Source organism: uncultured Sphingomonas sp. (assembly GCF_946477935.1).
Taxonomy (GTDB): Bacteria; Pseudomonadota; Alphaproteobacteria; order Sphingomonadales; family Sphingomonadaceae; genus Sphingomonas.
Genome location: NZ_CAMLAC010000091.1, coordinates 1 through 13,843 on the forward strand (window position 1 = coordinate 1; position 13,843 = coordinate 13,843).

The following is a 13,843-nucleotide window of genomic DNA, read 5'->3' on the forward strand; positions in this document are numbered from 1 at the left end:
CTGCCGCCGACCTTACCTTTCACTACGCGCGAACCGGCCCATCCCCTCACACTAAGTCGAGATTTTTCGACAATCTTTCACGCGCGCGCCGGAGTCGCATCTCCACGGCCTTGCCGCTGATCCCCAGCGCGGCCGCGGTCTCCCCCTGGGACAGTCCTTCCACGGTCCGCAGCAAAAGCGTCTCCTTGAGCGTGGCCGGCAGCTCGGACACCGCGCGCGAAAGCCGCGCAAGCTCTGCGCGATCGAAGGTTACCGCGTCGGCACCTGGCGCCTCGTCCCGCCCACTCTCCATGGTCTCGGGCGGCAGCGAAGAGGCGAACGATAGTATCTGGCGTATGCGCCGCCGCCTGTGCCAGTCGCGGCTCTTGTTGATCGCCACGCGGGTCAGCCACGCAGCGAGCGGTCGCTCTCCGTCATACTTTCGCAAGTTCTGAAAGGCGGCCACGAAGCATTCCTGAGTGAGGTCAAGCGCCTCTTCGGCGTCGCCGATATGCGAGCGGATCAGGCGGTAGACCGGTTTTTGGTGCCGCCGCATGATCTCAGCGAACGCAGCCTGACGTCCGCCGAGCGTCAAGGCGGCGAGTTCGCCGTCCGTGCAGGCCGCGAGATCGAGGCTCACCGCGCGTCTGCGGTCAGCGCCTTCACCACCGCGCGGTCGAACGCCGTCGTCTGATCCGGCCGCAGGATCTGCCGCATCGCGAACATATGGTTCAACGTCTCCTTTTGGAGCTCACCCATCGCGCCGTGCGAACGATCGACGGCCGCCGCGACCTGCGGCCCGTTACCATGTTCGGCCTCGATGGCGGCGGCGAGCCGGGCGTTGTCGGCTCTGAGCTCCAGCTCCAAGGCACGCCTTCGAACGGCGAAGTGAGACTCCAGCGCCTGGAGCTTAGTCCGTTGAGCTTCGTCTAGCTCGAGCCCGTCGTGGAGCAAGCTGTGAAGCTCAACGCCCGGGCTTGGCGGGGACGGGAACAACTCACGTCCAGCCCAAACGCCTGCGACCGCCGCCACGAACGCGATGATGGCGATCAGCATCGCCCTCCGGGCGCCGCTCGTCACTGGAACGCGAGCAAGGTCGAAGGCGCTAGCGGCATGGCAGGCCCGAAGGGTGTTAGCGTCGGCACCTGCGCAGTCGCCGCTGTGGACGACAATCCGCCGCCCACCACTCCCAAGGCGACTGCGCCTAGCGCTGCCAGCATGCCGGATCGCAGCGCCACTACGCCACCCGCGCGGCGCTCCGCCGCGATCAGTCGCATGACTTCGCCTTCCAGTTCAGCGAGCCGGGGATCAAGCGGTTGCTCGCCAAGGCGGCGCAACGCGCTGTCTAAATCCATGTCCATGGTCATTCCTCCGCCGTCCTCACATCCATTACGCACGGCCGGCGAACACCCCTCCAATCTGAAGTGAACGAATGCCACACGCCCCTCGGCGCGACTGCGCACTCTTCCATTGCGTCCAATCGCTCGCAGCTGGCTACGCAGCCGACAATCCACGCGTCCCGCTGTTCAAATTCCTTGGCAACTCTGTTTGCAGGCCGAGCGCGCCACTGAGCGGACGCCGCGGCGTTAGAAATAGAGGAGCCGGGCGACACCGGTCGGCACGGCTCTTCCGCTGTTTACAAATGAATGTGCTATCTCTTGGAAACCCTAGGGGCTGTTGAAAAACGTGCCGCTGGTAGCCGGGTCCGGTTGGGGGCGGAATGACACCCCAAAGCATAGCGATCCCGTCTCGCATGGGATGGTATTCCGGGAAAGCAGCCATCAAGCCGTTCAGACTACCGAGACGTCTTTCCGCCGAGCAACCAGTCGAAGGCGTGGGCAATCGCCGCCTGACCGTCGTTTCTGATTAGTGCACCGTGCGCCGTTAGGACGGCCGCAGTTGGCCATGCCATAATGCGTTGCACCGCGCGTCGGGCGCCCTCACGATTGCGGAAGGTCATTCGGAATTTCCGCGGAACGGTCGGCCTGATCGCGGTAAGAAAGTCGAGCTTTGCCACGATGGCCCGCCACCCCTTGAACCAACCCGGCTCGAAGTGTTGGATAAGGTCGGTGAAGATGGCCGTTCGGCTCGCGCGATGGAAAAAGACGACCTCTGTCGTGATCCTGTTTCCACCCACGACGACCTGATCGATCTCATTCGACCATTCCGGGGTGGGTGTGTCATCAAGAATGAGATCCCACTTCAAGTCCGGGCGCTTTGCCCGCAACCCTAGAACAGCATAGGATTTCGCTGCCGGATAAGCTGCTTGCCACTCGCCGACGAACATATGATGCAATGTGTTCGGTGCGACGATGTGTTGTACCTGCCCCAAACTGTCTATCGCGGCCCGAAGTTCGTCAGAAATCGCCGTGGGCGACCAGACAAACAGAGCACCGTCTGACAATCGGATAACGATCATTCGCGTTGGATAGCTAAACCGGGCAACGGAGACGGTCGGCCCGTCCACCGTCCATATTTCTTCACCGAATTGTTGCAGCATTTTCGCCCCCCACGTTCTGCCGCGCTTTATACTGCAGCCGACGCGGCGGGTAGCTGGAAAGGCCATTCCCGATTGGGGGCCGGTGAGAGAATGGTCAAAATCGTACGCTAAGCCCGGCGACCGTCCCGATTGGGATGGCATTTCGAAAATCCGTTTCAACGGGTCGCCAGTTGCCACCCGTTCCAAGACCGGAATGATCGCTTCGATGTTGCCTCCCTTACGGATACAGGAGGAGCAATCCCAATGACGCTGTCGGTCTTCCACGCATAAGCTGATGCCGCCTAATGGTAGTACCAGAAAGAAATAGGTTATCAGCAGACGTAATTGACTGCCCCAACAAAATGCCCAATTTTTCCTTTGAAAATAAATTTCTGGTACTACCAGATTCAAGGAGAGGGATGCCATGGGAGTCTGGGCACAGAACTACGATCCGCTTGGTAATATCTGGCTGTCCAGTATGGTCGCGGCTATTCCAATCGTTTTTTTCTTTCTGGCGCTGACGGTCTTTCGCCTGAAAGGATATATCGCCGGCACCATCACCGTTGCATTGACGCTGGCGGTCGCGATCGGGCTGTATGGCATGCCAATCAACAGTGCGCTGGCCGCTGGCGTGTTCGGGTTCTTTTATGGTCTCTGGCCGATCGCGTGGATCATCCTCGGCGCGGTGTTCCTTTACCGGATCGCGGTCGCGACCGGAGCATTCGACATTATCCGCCAGTCGATCCTGACCGTGACCGAGGATCAGCGGTTGCAACTCTTGCTGGTCGGCTTCGCGTTCGGTGCATTTCTCGAAGGGGCAGCCGGGTTCGGTGCGCCGGTCGCGATTACCTCGGCGCTGCTGGTCGGACTGGGGTTCCGCCCGCTTTATGCCGCTGGGCTGTGCCTGATCGCCAATACCGCGCCGGTGGCGTTCGGAGCGATGGGCATTCCGATCGTCGTCGCGGGTCAGGTGACCGGCATCGATCCGTTCCTGATCGGACAGATGGCCGGGCGGCAGTTGCCGTTGCTCTCGGTCATCGTGCCCTTCTGGTTGATCCTCATCATGGATGGTCCGCGCGGCGTGCGCGAGACATGGCCCGCCATCCTCGTCGCGGGCGGTTCGTTCGCGATCGTCCAGTTCCTGACCGCCAACTTCATCGGGCCGGAACTGCCCGATATCACCGCCGCCCTCGCCTCGCTGATCGCGCTGCCGGTGTTCCTGCGCTTCTGGCAGCCCAAGCGCATCTTCCGCTTTGATGCGGCCGAGGTCGCCGCCGACGGCGCGGTACCGGTCGCACCGATCACGACGCAGACCGTGCGCCATTCGCCGGCGAAGATCGCTTGGGCATGGTCGCCGTTCCTGATCCTAACGGTGTTCGTGACGCTGTGGAGCATCGCCCCGGTCAAGGCATTGTTCGCCGCCGACGGACCGCTCGCGCATCTTGTCCTTAAGCTGCACGTACCCTTTCTCGACAAGCTGGTAGCCAAGGTGCCGCCGATCGTGAAGCAGGTCACGCCGTACGAAGCGGTCTACAAGTTCGACTGGCTGTCGGCGACCGGCGCCGCGATCATGTTGGCGGCGATCGTCACCATCGCCTTCCTGCGGATGAAGCCCGCAGAGGCCGTGCGGACGTTCGGCGATACGCTGAAAAGCCTCGCAATTCCGATCTACTCGATCGGCATGGTCCTCGCCTTTGCGTTCCTCGCCAATTATTCGGGACTGTCGGCGACCCTGGCACTGGCGCTGGCGCATACCGGATCGGCGTTTACCTTCTTCTCGCCGTTCCTGGGATGGCTGGGCGTGTTCCTGACCGGATCGGATACTTCGGCCAACGCGCTGTTCGCCGCGCTCCAGGCCAATACCGCGCATCAGATCGGGGTCAGCGACGTGCTGCTGGTCGCGGTCAACACCACCGGCGGCGTCACCGGCAAGATGATCTCGCCGCAGTCGATCGCGATCGCCTGTGCTGCCGTCGGGCTGGTGGGCAAGGAGTCGGACCTGTTTCGCTTCACCGTGCGCCACAGCCTGCCGCTGTGCGCGCTGGTAGGGGTCATCACGACGATCCAGGCGTACCTCGTGCCATGGATGATCCCGTGAGCGCGGTCGGGAACGCAGCACCCAGCGCATCGGGCCGGGCCGAAGCCGCGATCGAGGCGTTGATCGTCGAGCGCAAGCTGCTACCGGGAGCGCGGCTCCCGTCCGAACGCGCGCTGGCGGACACGCTTGGGGTATCGCGCAACATTCTGCGCGAGGCGATGAACCGGTTGGTATCGCGGGGACGGATCATCATCCGCCCGCGCGCCGGCGCAATCCTCGCCGAACCGTCGGCGCAGTGGACGCAGGCGATGATCGCCGAACCGCTCGCTCCGCTGGTCGAGGGCAATCCGGGCTACGGCCACGACATTTTCGAGGTGCGCGAGTCGCTGGACGGCACCGCCGCCTATCACGCCGCACGGCGGGCCGACGCAGTCGATAAAGACCGTATCCGCCGCCGGTTCGACGCGATGGAGAAGCTGCATGCCGCCGGTGATGTCGCTGCCGAGGCGCATGCCGACGCCGCGTTCCACCTCGCCATCGCGCATGCCTCACGCAACGCGGTGCTGACCCATGTCATGTCGAGTCTGTTCGGGCTGCTCCATACCAGCATCTCGCAGACCCGCGAAAAAATCTACGCGGTGCCGCGCACCTTCGAGGAATTGTCGGCGCAGCACCGCGCGATCATGGAGCGGATCGTCGCTGGCGATGCCGAGGGCGCGCGCGATGCCGCCGACGTCCATCTCGAATTCGTGCGCACGACGGTCCGACGGGTCGAGGACGACCTTGCCCGCGCCGAACGCGCCGCCGCCGCACCAGATCTGGGAACGATCCGATGATTATTTCTGCCACCACCGATTATCGCGAAGCGGCCCGCCGTCGTCTACCGCCGTTCCTGTTCCACTATATCGACGGTGGCGCCTATGCCGAACATACGCTTCGCCATAACGTCTCCGACTTGTCCGACGTGGCGCTGCGCCAGCGGGTGCTGTGCGATGTTGCCGACATCGATCTTTCCACTACCCTGTTTGGCCAGTCGCTTGGTATGCCGGTGGTGTTGGCTCCGGTCGGGCTGACCGGCATGTATGCGAGACGCGGTGAGGTTCAGGCCGCGCGCGCGGCAGCGGCCAAGCAGGTGCCCTTCACCCTGTCGACGGTATCGGTCTGCGCGATTGACGAGGTGCAGCGCCAGTCGAGTGCGCCGATCTGGTTCCAGCTCTATGTGCTGAAGGATCGCGGCTTCATGCGCGACGCGCTCGAACGCGCGCAGGCGGCGGGGGTTGAGACGCTGGTCTTTACGGTCGACATGCCGGTGCCGGGCGCGCGCTATCGCGATGCGCATTCCGGCATGTCAGGGCCCAATGCTGCGTGGCGGCGGATGCTGCAGGCGGTCACCCATCCGCGCTGGGCATGGGACGTCGGGATTCACGGGCGACCGCACGATCTGGGCAACATCTCGGCCTATCGCGGGGCCGCCACCGGGCTTGCCGATTACATCGGGTGGCTCGGCGCGAACTTCGATCCGTCGATCAGCTGGCGCGACCTGCAATGGATTCGCGATACCTGGAAAGGATCGATCGTCATTAAGGGCATCCTCGACGTCGAGGATGCGCGGGAAGCAGTGCGCTTCGGCGCGCAGGGCATTGTCGTGTCAAACCATGGCGGGAGGCAGCTCGACGGCGTGCTGTCGTCGGCGCGCGCGCTGCCCGCCATCGCCGATGCGGTAAAGGGGCAGGTGTCGATCCTAGCCGATTCCGGGATACGCTCGGGGCTCGACGTCGTGCGGATGCTGGCGCTCGGCGCGGATGCCGCGATGCTCGGCCGCGCGTTCATCTATGCACTCGCCGCCGACGGGCAGGCCGGTGTCGCCAACCTCCTCGAACTGTTCGACCGGGAGATGCGCGTTGCAATGGCGCTGACCGGGGTACGGACGATCGCGGACATCGATTCGACCATCATCGCGCGCTGACGCGAAACCGCACCGGCGCAAATGCCGGACCATCAGTACAGGGGATACAGGATGCCGCATTTCAGGCAGCGGACGACCCGTGCCGTCTTGCTTTCAGGGCTGATGCTGGCGGGCACGACGCCCGCCACCGCGCAGACCGTCGCGGACTATCAAGCGTTGCGCAACAAGGTGGACGAGTTGCAGCGCCGGCTCGACACGGTACAACGCGCGCTGACCGCGAAGGAGCCGCGCGAAACGCCGCCGGTCATGGTCGTCGCGTCGCCTCCGGCCACCGGCACCGCCGCGCAGCAGCAGCAGGGCCCCTCCGACCCGCTGCCCCGGCCGGCGGGTGCGCCGTCAGTGTTGGCACAGGGCGGACCATCGGCGCTACCCGCCGGATACGGCTTCCGTATCGGCGAAACCAATTTTCGCATCAGCGGCTTCATCAAGGGCGACCTCATCTTCAGCCGCTATGGCGATGGCGACACCGCAACCAATCCGCTGGGCCGCGAACTGTCGCTGCCACAGTCGATCCCGGTCGGTGGGCGGCGATCCGCCATTCTTGCCGATGCGTCGGCCAAACAGTCGCGGATCGCGTTCCAGACCGCGACGCCGATCGGCGAGAAGTCGCTGACGACGCTGATCGAAGCAGACTTTCAGGTCGCGCCGGCGGTGTCGGGCGGCGAGCGCGCGCTCAACCCCTATACCCTCGGCCTGCGTCGCGCGGTCGCGGGTTATGGCGGGTTCGCGGTCGGGCAGGACTGGAGCAATTTTCAATATGTCGCGGCCCTGCCCGAAACCGCCGATTTCGTCGGGGTAACCGACGGCACCGTGCTGGTTCGGCAGATGCTGCTGCGCTACAGTCATCCGGTCGGCGACGGGTGGACCATCTCCACGTCGATCGAGAACCCGGAAACCGTGTCGGCGATGGCCGGTGCGCCTGCATTGGCCGACAATGACGATGACAGCGTTCCCGACCTGACCGGACAATTGCTCTGGGCGGCAAAGGGGGCCAGCCTGTCGCTGACCGGGCTGTTCCGATCGATGCGGGTCGATCCCGCCAACGGTCGACCGGCGGTAACGGCCCAGGGCTATGGTGTGTCGCTGGCCGGGATCGCGCCGCTATCGACCGGCAAGGGCGACGATATCCGTTTCATGATGACCGGCGGTCGCGGGCTGGGGCGCTATGTCGGCGCCAACGTCGCGGCCGATGCGATCTACGACACGGCAAACGATCGGCTCGTCCCGGTTCCGTTGCTCGCAGGCTTTGCCGGGGTCCGCCATTTCTGGATCGGCACGCTGCGCAGTACCTGGATGGGGTCGTTCCAACGGATCTGGAACCCGGCCACGGCCTCGCCGCTGTCGACGCGCCAGGTGTGGGACACCGCAGTCAACCTGTTCGTGTCGCCGCTGCCACGCCTCGACCTCGGCGTCGAGCTGCGCGTGTCGCACCGCGAACTTGTGAACGGCGCAAGCGGCATGCTCGAACGGCTGCACTTTACGGTGAAACAAGGATTTTGAACCGGCCGGTCGACGGTTCGTGTGCCGAACGAAATACGACCGCCGATTGAATCAGATACCCCGACGCGGGACCACCCGCGCGGAGAGCATGGGGAACGAGCAATGACGCAATATGTCTATCGCTTCGGCGGCGGGGTGTCGGACGGGGGATCGGGCGACAAGACGCTTTTGGGGGGCAAGGGCGCGAACCTTGCCGAAATGGCGTCGATCGGCCTGCCGGTGCCGCCGGGCTTCACCATCGCGACGACGATGTGTACGCGCTATTACGAGGACGGCCAGACCTTCCCCGACAGCTTGCGCGACGAGGTCGCGACCGGCATCGCGCATATCGAGGGGATCACGGGCAAGCGCTTCGGGGACGAGGCCGACCCGCTGCTCGTCTCGGTCCGCTCGGGCGCGCGGGTATCGATGCCGGGCATGATGGACACGGTGCTGAACCTCGGCCTCAACGACGCGACGGTCGAGGGGCTCGCCAAGGTATCCGACGATCCGCGCTTCGCGTGGGACAGCTATCGCCGCTTCATCCAGATGTATTCGGACGTCGTGCTCGAACTCGACCACGGCCGGTTCGAGGAAGCGCTGGAGATCGCCAAGGAAGATCGCGGCTATTATCTCGACACCGACCTCACCGCCGACGACTGGCGCGCGCTGGTGGCGCAGTACAAGGACATCGTGGTCGAGCTGTGGGGCAAGCCGTTCCCGCAGGACGTGCACGACCAGTTGTGGGGCGCGATCGGCGCGGTGTTCGGATCGTGGCAGGCGGACCGCGCCAAGGTCTATCGCCGGTTGAACGACATTCCCGGCGACTGGGGCACGGCGGTCAACGTGCAGGCGATGGTGTTCGGCAATATGGGCGACACGTCGGCGACCGGCGTGGCCTTCACCCGCGATCCGTCGACCGGCGCCAACGCCTATTACGGCGAATTCCTGATCAACGCGCAGGGCGAGGACGTGGTCGCGGGTATCCGCACGCCGCAATATCTGACCACCGCGGCGCGGGCGGCGGCGAATGCCAAGCCGCTGTCGATGGAAGAGGCGATGCCCGACGCCTATGCCGAGCTGGCGGCGGTGTTCGACCGGCTGGAGCGGCACTATCGCGACATGCAGGACATCGAATTCACCGTGCAGCAGGGCAAATTGTGGATGCTGCAGACCCGGTCGGGCAAGCGCACCGCGAAGGCCGCGCTGAAGATCGCGGTCGACATGGCCGAGGAAGGGCTGATCTCGCGCGAGGAGGCGATCGCGCGCGTCGATCCGCAGGCATTGGACCAGCTGCTGCACCCGACGCTCGATCCCAAGGCGGCGCGCGACGTGCTGACCAAGGGGCTGCCGGCCTCGCCGGGGGCGGCGAGCGGCATCGCGGTGTTCGACAGCGACACCGCCGAGCGCCGCTCGAACGCGGGTGATGCGGTGATCCTGATCCGCACCGAAACCTCGCCCGAAGACATTCATGGCATGCACGCGGCGCGCGGCATCCTGACCGCGCGCGGCGGCATGACCAGCCACGCCGCCGTCGTCGCGCGCGGCATGGGCCGTCCCTGCGTCTCGGGCGCGGGCAGCATCTCGATCGATGCGAAGGCGGGGGTGATGAAGGTCGCCGGCCGCGAAATCCGCGAGGGCGATATCGTCACGATCGACGGTGCGACCGGCGAGGTGATGGCGGGCGCGGTCGCGACCGTGCAGCCCGAACTGGCGGGCGACTTCGGCACGCTGATGGAATGGGCCGACGGGGTGCGCCGCCTGAAGGTGCGCGCCAATGCCGAAACCCCGCTCGACTGCCGCACCGCGCGCGACTTCGGCGCCGAGGGCATTGGTCTGTGCCGCACCGAGCACATGTTCTTCGAACAGTCGCGCATTACGTCGGTCCGCCAGATGATCCTTGCCGAGGACGAGGCGGGCCGCCGCGCCGCGCTCGACAAGCTGCTGCCCGAACAGCGCAGCGACTTCGTCGAAATCTTCGAGGTGATGGTCGGGCTGCCCTGCACCATCCGCCTGCTCGACCCGCCGCTCCACGAATTCCTGCCGCACGAGGAAGCCGAATTCGCCGAAGTGGCCGAGGCCGCCGGGATCGGCGTCGATCAGCTGAAGCGCCGCGCGGGCGAGCTCCACGAATTCAACCCGATGCTCGGCCATCGCGGGTGTCGCCTGGGCGTCACCTATCCCGAAATCTACGAGATGCAGGCGCGCGCGATCTTCGAGGCGGCGGTGATCGTCGCCGAGAAATCAGGCGAGGCCCCGATCCCCGAGGTCATGATCCCACTGGTCGCCACCCGTCGCGAGCTGGAACTGATGAAGGCGGTGGTCGACAAGGCGGCGCAGGACGTGTTCGCCGACAAGGGGCGGACCATCGAGTATCTGGTCGGCACGATGATCGAACTGCCGCGCGCCGCGCTGAAAGCCGGCGAGATCGCGGAAGCCGGTGAATTCTTCTCGTTCGGCACCAACGACCTGACCCAGACGACCTTGGGCGTCAGCCGCGACGACGCCAGCCGCTTCCTCGGTGCCTATGTCGAACAGGGCATCTATGCCCGCGACCCGTTCGTCAGCCTCGACGTCGAGGGGGTGGGCGAACTGGTCGAACTCGCCGCCGAGCGCGGCCGCAAGACCCGCCCCGACATCAAGCTCGGCATCTGCGGCGAGCATGGCGGCGATCCGGCGTCGATTGCCTTCTGCGAGAAGGTCGGGCTCGATTACGTCTCGGCCAGCCCCTACCGCGTCCCGATCGCAAGGCTCGCGGCGGCGCAGGTAGCCTTGGCTAGAAGCTGCAATGTAGTCCGGGTTCGGTCTGACTCATCCGTTCCTGGATGAGCGTTTGCCGCAAGCCGTATCTGCTGGTGCAGCGTGCGGGTGGTGCCCGCTCCAAAGAACCTCGACCCGTCCGTCTTGGACGGTAGGGATCGACCAAAGTGGTCATCTTACCATAACCGCCTGACTCGTATGTGGTTCGACTGATAATGAAAAGGCTCTTTGACGCTGGTCGGCATTCTCAATTGGGAACCTCCAACGGGACGACCGTCACCGAAGCAAAAATCCGCTGAATCCCGGTTGGGGCTTTCCCAAAATATGTTCCCAAAATATGAGTCCCAAAATTCGCTGTTTGAGATGGGATAACGGGACTCATGCTGGTTGGTTATGCGCGTGTCTCGACCTCCGATCAGGACCTGACGCTACAAACCGACGCGCTGACCAAGGCAGGGTGCGAAAAGCTGTTTACCGACAAGGTGAGCGGCGCGAAGCTGAACCGGCCCGGTCTGACCGAAGCCCTCAATTTCGTGCGGGCCGGTGACACGCTGGTGATATGGAAGCTCGATCGCCTTGGCCGTTCGATCGGGGGCCTAATCGAACTGGCGGCCGACCTGTCCGCTCGCAAGATTGATTTTCGATCCCTGACGGACGGGTTCGACACGGCCACTCCATCCGGGCGGCTGCTGTTCCATATCCTCGCTTCCGTCGCGGAGATGGAGCGCGAACTGATAAAGGAACGGACGATCGCCGGATTGGCAGCGGCACGGGCAAAGGGCGGCACGGGCGGAGGCCGCAAGTCGGTCATGACGCCCGACATGCTCGACACGGCCCGCAAGCTGCTCAAGGCCGGCGACAAACCGGCGAAGGTCGCGAAGCTGCTACAGGTCGGCCGTTCTACCTTCTATCGCCATTTCCCTGCGGCCGAGCGCGAACCTGGCTAATCGGTGTCAGAAGATCGTCGCGTAGTAGGATTGCTCGAACCGGCCACGGCTGATCCGGGCCATGTGGTCGATCCGTTCCGGCACCGGGGGCGGGCGGCGGGTCCGTGTCGGTCGTGCATCAGGACGGGCCAATAGCACGAGATTTGCAATGGCCGCGCCTAACAGAAACTCTTCCTCTGCGCCGCGCAAGCCGCGAAGGTGCAAACGGGTTAGACCTCGCTTGCTCTTGGCATCGGCAAACACCCGCTCGACGCCCCGACGCAGCCGCATCGACCGCTTGAATAAGGGCGTCTGCATCTCGCCGCGCACCAGCTCCCGCACGTCCTCATGTTCGCTGTGCGTGACCGACCTGTTGCTGCCTGCGGTACATTTCCGTTTGAGGTGACAGGCGCGGCAATCGGCGGGACTGGCGCTGTATCGGAGGAAGCCAGCCCGACGATCGGCACCGCGAAAGGGCAGTATCTTCCCAGCGGGGCAGACATAGCGGTCCTGCTCCCGCTCATAGCGGAAGGCTTCGCGGGGGAATTTGCCCTTGGTCTGTTCGGATCGTTCCAGCACCGGGATATGCGGGATGGTGCCGCGATCGGTGACGAACGCCAGGAACGCGGCGCTGCCATAAGCGGTGTCGGCTGCGACACGCTTTGGCCGGTAGCCGAACCGATCGTCGGCCCGTGTCATCATGGTCCGCCCCGCATCGACTTCCGCCGCGAAGCGGGCGGGACTGGCCTCCACGTCGATCGCCACCCCTCCCGGCGTGTCGATCAGGACATTGAAGGCATAGCTGAACCGGCCCCGCGCCGTGCGCGCCGACCACGCCGACGCCGGATCGGTGCGTGACACCTCGGCCGGCTTGCCACGCGGTACGCCATGTTCCTGCGGTGGAGCATTGGCCTGATCCGCCAGCCATTCACAAACCGGGCGGGGAAGTCGGGGCGCGGCCATATCGGCATCCCGCATCTTGCGCTGCCAGCTTGCATCGGCCGCGACGAACGATGCGTCGATTGCCGCATCCTTGTGGGCGATCAGCCCCGCGTCGGCGCAGCCGCACCGTCTGCTCGAACAAAATGCGGAAGATGCCGGCATCGCGGAAGCGGCCATGCCGGTTCTTGCTGAACGTCGAGTGGTGCGGCACCCGCGCGTCGAGCGGCAATCGGCAGAACCAGCGATAAGCGAGGTTGAAGCGGACTTCCTCGCACAGCCGGCGCTCCGACGTGATGGCATAGAGGCGAGCGATCAGCGCCATGCGGACCAGCAATTCGGGCGCGATCGAGGGACGCCCACGGCGACTGTAGTGCGGGGCGAGCGCATCGCTCAGTTCACCCAGATCGATCAGCCCGTCTATCCTGCGTAGGATGTGATCGGCGGGGATCATCGCTCCCAGCGCCCGCCAACTTGCGCCCTTGCCGCCTCGCTGTTGCTCACCCATCATGGCCGCTGCTCCCGATGTGTCGAAGCAGGGAACCCGCTAGGTACGCGATCGGATCACCCGGCCTTTTTCAACAGCCCCGCTCCTTTTCGGGGCGGGGCGCACGGGATTTGCGCGAATGGATCGCTCGGGAAGCCGAGGCGGCGACATCGAATGAGGATCTTGCCCGTCGCTTCGTTGCGGAGTGTCGCCGCACCCGCACGATCCTTCCCGGCTCCTCGACGATCGAGCGCCTTTGCGCCGATGCGCTGGTTGAGGCCGAGCGCCGGATCGAGGATCTTATCGCCCATCGCATCACGCCAACCCTGAGCGAGAATTTGGCTCACCTGTTGGAGGATACGGTGGATGGTCGCGTCACGCGCTTCGTATGGCTGCGACAGTTCGAGGTTGGCGCAAATTCAGCAGCCGCTAACCGGCTGATGGATCGACTGGAATATCTTCAAAGGTTCGATCTTCCGGCGGATTTGCTGGACGGCGTGCCGGCGCATCGTGTGACCCGGCTTCGCCGGCAGGGCGAGCGCTATTACGCCGACGGCATGCGTGATCTGCCCGAAGACAGGCGGCTTGCGATCCTCGCTGTCTGCACCCTGGAATGGCGGTCATCGCTGGCCGATGTCATCGTGGAGACCCACGATCGCATCGTAGGCCGTCTCTATCGGGCCTCCGAACGCCTTTGCAACACCAGGATCGCCGACGCAAAGGCGGCCGTTCGGGACACGCTGAAGTCCTTTGCCGAAATCGGTGGTGCTTTGCTTGGAGCGCAGGACGA

12 protein-coding genes and 1 pseudogene are annotated in these 13,843 nt (G+C 64.6%); 7 read left to right on the top strand and 6 right to left on the bottom strand.

What is annotated here, in order from left to right:
• Positions 1 to 46: 46 nt before the first annotated feature.
• From Q0U08_RS10985 to Q0U08_RS11000, 4 genes are all read right to left on the bottom strand, one after another.
• Positions 47 to 619, bottom strand: a complete 573-nt coding sequence (locus Q0U08_RS10985; RefSeq protein ID WP_046407140.1) for an RNA polymerase sigma factor — start codon at positions 617 to 619, stop codon at positions 47 to 49.
• On the bottom strand, positions 616 to 1,035 hold the full coding sequence (locus Q0U08_RS10990; protein WP_046407154.1) for a periplasmic heavy metal sensor: 420 nt from the start codon (positions 1,033 to 1,035) through the stop codon (positions 616 to 618). The genes Q0U08_RS10985 and Q0U08_RS10990 overlap by 4 nt, the downstream gene beginning before the upstream one ends.
• 20 nt (positions 1,036 to 1,055) lie before the next feature.
• Positions 1,056 to 1,340 carry a hypothetical protein gene (locus tag Q0U08_RS10995; protein ID WP_007407013.1) on the bottom strand — a complete coding sequence of 95 codons (285 nt, stop codon included), beginning with the start codon at positions 1,338 to 1,340 and terminating at the stop codon, positions 1,056 to 1,058.
• A 434-nt stretch (positions 1,341 to 1,774) separates the two neighbouring features.
• A complete protein-coding gene (locus Q0U08_RS11000) occupies positions 1,775 to 2,869 on the bottom strand; it encodes a DUF4336 domain-containing protein (RefSeq protein WP_298091489.1) in 1,095 nt (364 codons plus the stop codon).
• 13 nt (positions 2,870 to 2,882) lie between these two features.
• On the opposite strand from Q0U08_RS11000, the gene lldP reads away from it, so the two are divergent.
• The 6 genes from lldP to Q0U08_RS11030 all read left to right on the top strand — a co-directional run bounded on the left by lldP (position 2,883) and on the right by Q0U08_RS11030 (position 11,648).
• Positions 2,883 to 4,556, top strand: a complete 1,674-nt coding sequence (gene lldP, locus Q0U08_RS11005) for an L-lactate permease (protein ID WP_242417742.1) — start codon at positions 2,883 to 2,885, stop codon at positions 4,554 to 4,556.
• A complete protein-coding gene (locus tag Q0U08_RS11010) occupies positions 4,553 to 5,332 on the top strand; it encodes an FCD domain-containing protein (protein ID WP_234422623.1) in 780 nt (259 codons plus the stop codon). The genes lldP and Q0U08_RS11010 overlap by 4 nt, the downstream gene beginning before the upstream one ends.
• Positions 5,329 to 6,462 carry an FMN-dependent L-lactate dehydrogenase LldD gene (lldD, locus tag Q0U08_RS11015; RefSeq protein ID WP_242417741.1) on the top strand — a complete coding sequence of 378 codons (1,134 nt, stop codon included), beginning with the start codon at positions 5,329 to 5,331 and terminating at the stop codon, positions 6,460 to 6,462. Before Q0U08_RS11010 ends, lldD begins: the two co-directional genes overlap by 4 nt.
• A 51-nt stretch (positions 6,463 to 6,513) precedes the next feature.
• Entirely contained in the window at positions 6,514 to 7,962 is a 1,449-nt protein-coding gene (locus Q0U08_RS11020) for a DcaP family trimeric outer membrane transporter (RefSeq protein WP_293966561.1), read from the top strand.
• A 102-nt stretch (positions 7,963 to 8,064) separates the two neighbouring features.
• Positions 8,065 to 10,770, top strand: coding sequence for a pyruvate, phosphate dikinase (gene ppdK, locus Q0U08_RS11025; protein WP_242417739.1), 2,706 nt, complete (start codon positions 8,065 to 8,067; stop codon positions 10,768 to 10,770).
• Positions 10,771 to 11,081: 311 nt separating this feature from the next.
• Positions 11,082 to 11,648, top strand: a complete 567-nt coding sequence (locus Q0U08_RS11030) for a recombinase family protein (RefSeq protein ID WP_004212894.1) — start codon at positions 11,082 to 11,084, stop codon at positions 11,646 to 11,648.
• 6 nt (positions 11,649 to 11,654) lie between these two features.
• Here the strand turns inward: Q0U08_RS11030 and Q0U08_RS11035 are convergent, their stop codons facing one another.
• Positions 11,655 to 12,590, bottom strand: a complete 936-nt coding sequence (locus tag Q0U08_RS11035) for a transposase (RefSeq protein ID WP_242417738.1) — start codon at positions 12,588 to 12,590, stop codon at positions 11,655 to 11,657.
• Complete coding sequence (locus tag Q0U08_RS11040) at positions 12,556 to 13,077, bottom strand: transposase (RefSeq protein ID WP_242417737.1); 522 nt, start codon at positions 13,075 to 13,077, stop codon at positions 12,556 to 12,558. Before Q0U08_RS11040 ends, Q0U08_RS11035 begins: the two co-directional genes overlap by 35 nt.
• 77 nt (positions 13,078 to 13,154) lie before the next feature.
• Here Q0U08_RS11040 and Q0U08_RS11045 point away from each other — a divergent pair.
• Positions 13,155 to 13,843 (top strand): annotated as a pseudogene (locus tag Q0U08_RS11045) (DUF4158 domain-containing protein); the annotation flags it as partial.

Coding starts and splice junctions, on each gene's coding strand:
- lldD (WP_242417741.1), top strand. CDS start 5,329: ATGATTATTTCTGCCACCACCGATTATCGCGAAGCGGCCCGCCGTCGT.
- ppdK (WP_242417739.1), top strand. CDS start 8,065: ATGACGCAATATGTCTATCGCTTCGGCGGCGGGGTGTCGGACGGGGGA.
- Q0U08_RS10995 (WP_007407013.1), bottom strand. CDS start 1,340: ATGGACATGGATTTAGACAGCGCGTTGCGCCGCCTTGGCGAGCAACCG.
- Q0U08_RS10990 (WP_046407154.1), bottom strand. CDS start 1,035: ATGCTGATCGCCATCATCGCGTTCGTGGCGGCGGTCGCAGGCGTTTGG.
- Q0U08_RS11040 (WP_242417737.1), bottom strand. CDS start 13,077: ATGATGGGTGAGCAACAGCGAGGCGGCAAGGGCGCAAGTTGGCGGGCG.
- Q0U08_RS11030 (WP_004212894.1), top strand. CDS start 11,082: ATGCTGGTTGGTTATGCGCGTGTCTCGACCTCCGATCAGGACCTGACG.
- Q0U08_RS11020 (WP_293966561.1), top strand. CDS start 6,514: ATGCCGCATTTCAGGCAGCGGACGACCCGTGCCGTCTTGCTTTCAGGG.
- lldP (WP_242417742.1), top strand. CDS start 2,883: ATGGGAGTCTGGGCACAGAACTACGATCCGCTTGGTAATATCTGGCTG.
- Q0U08_RS11035 (WP_242417738.1), bottom strand. CDS start 12,590: ATGGCCGCGCCCCGACTTCCCCGCCCGGTTTGTGAATGGCTGGCGGAT.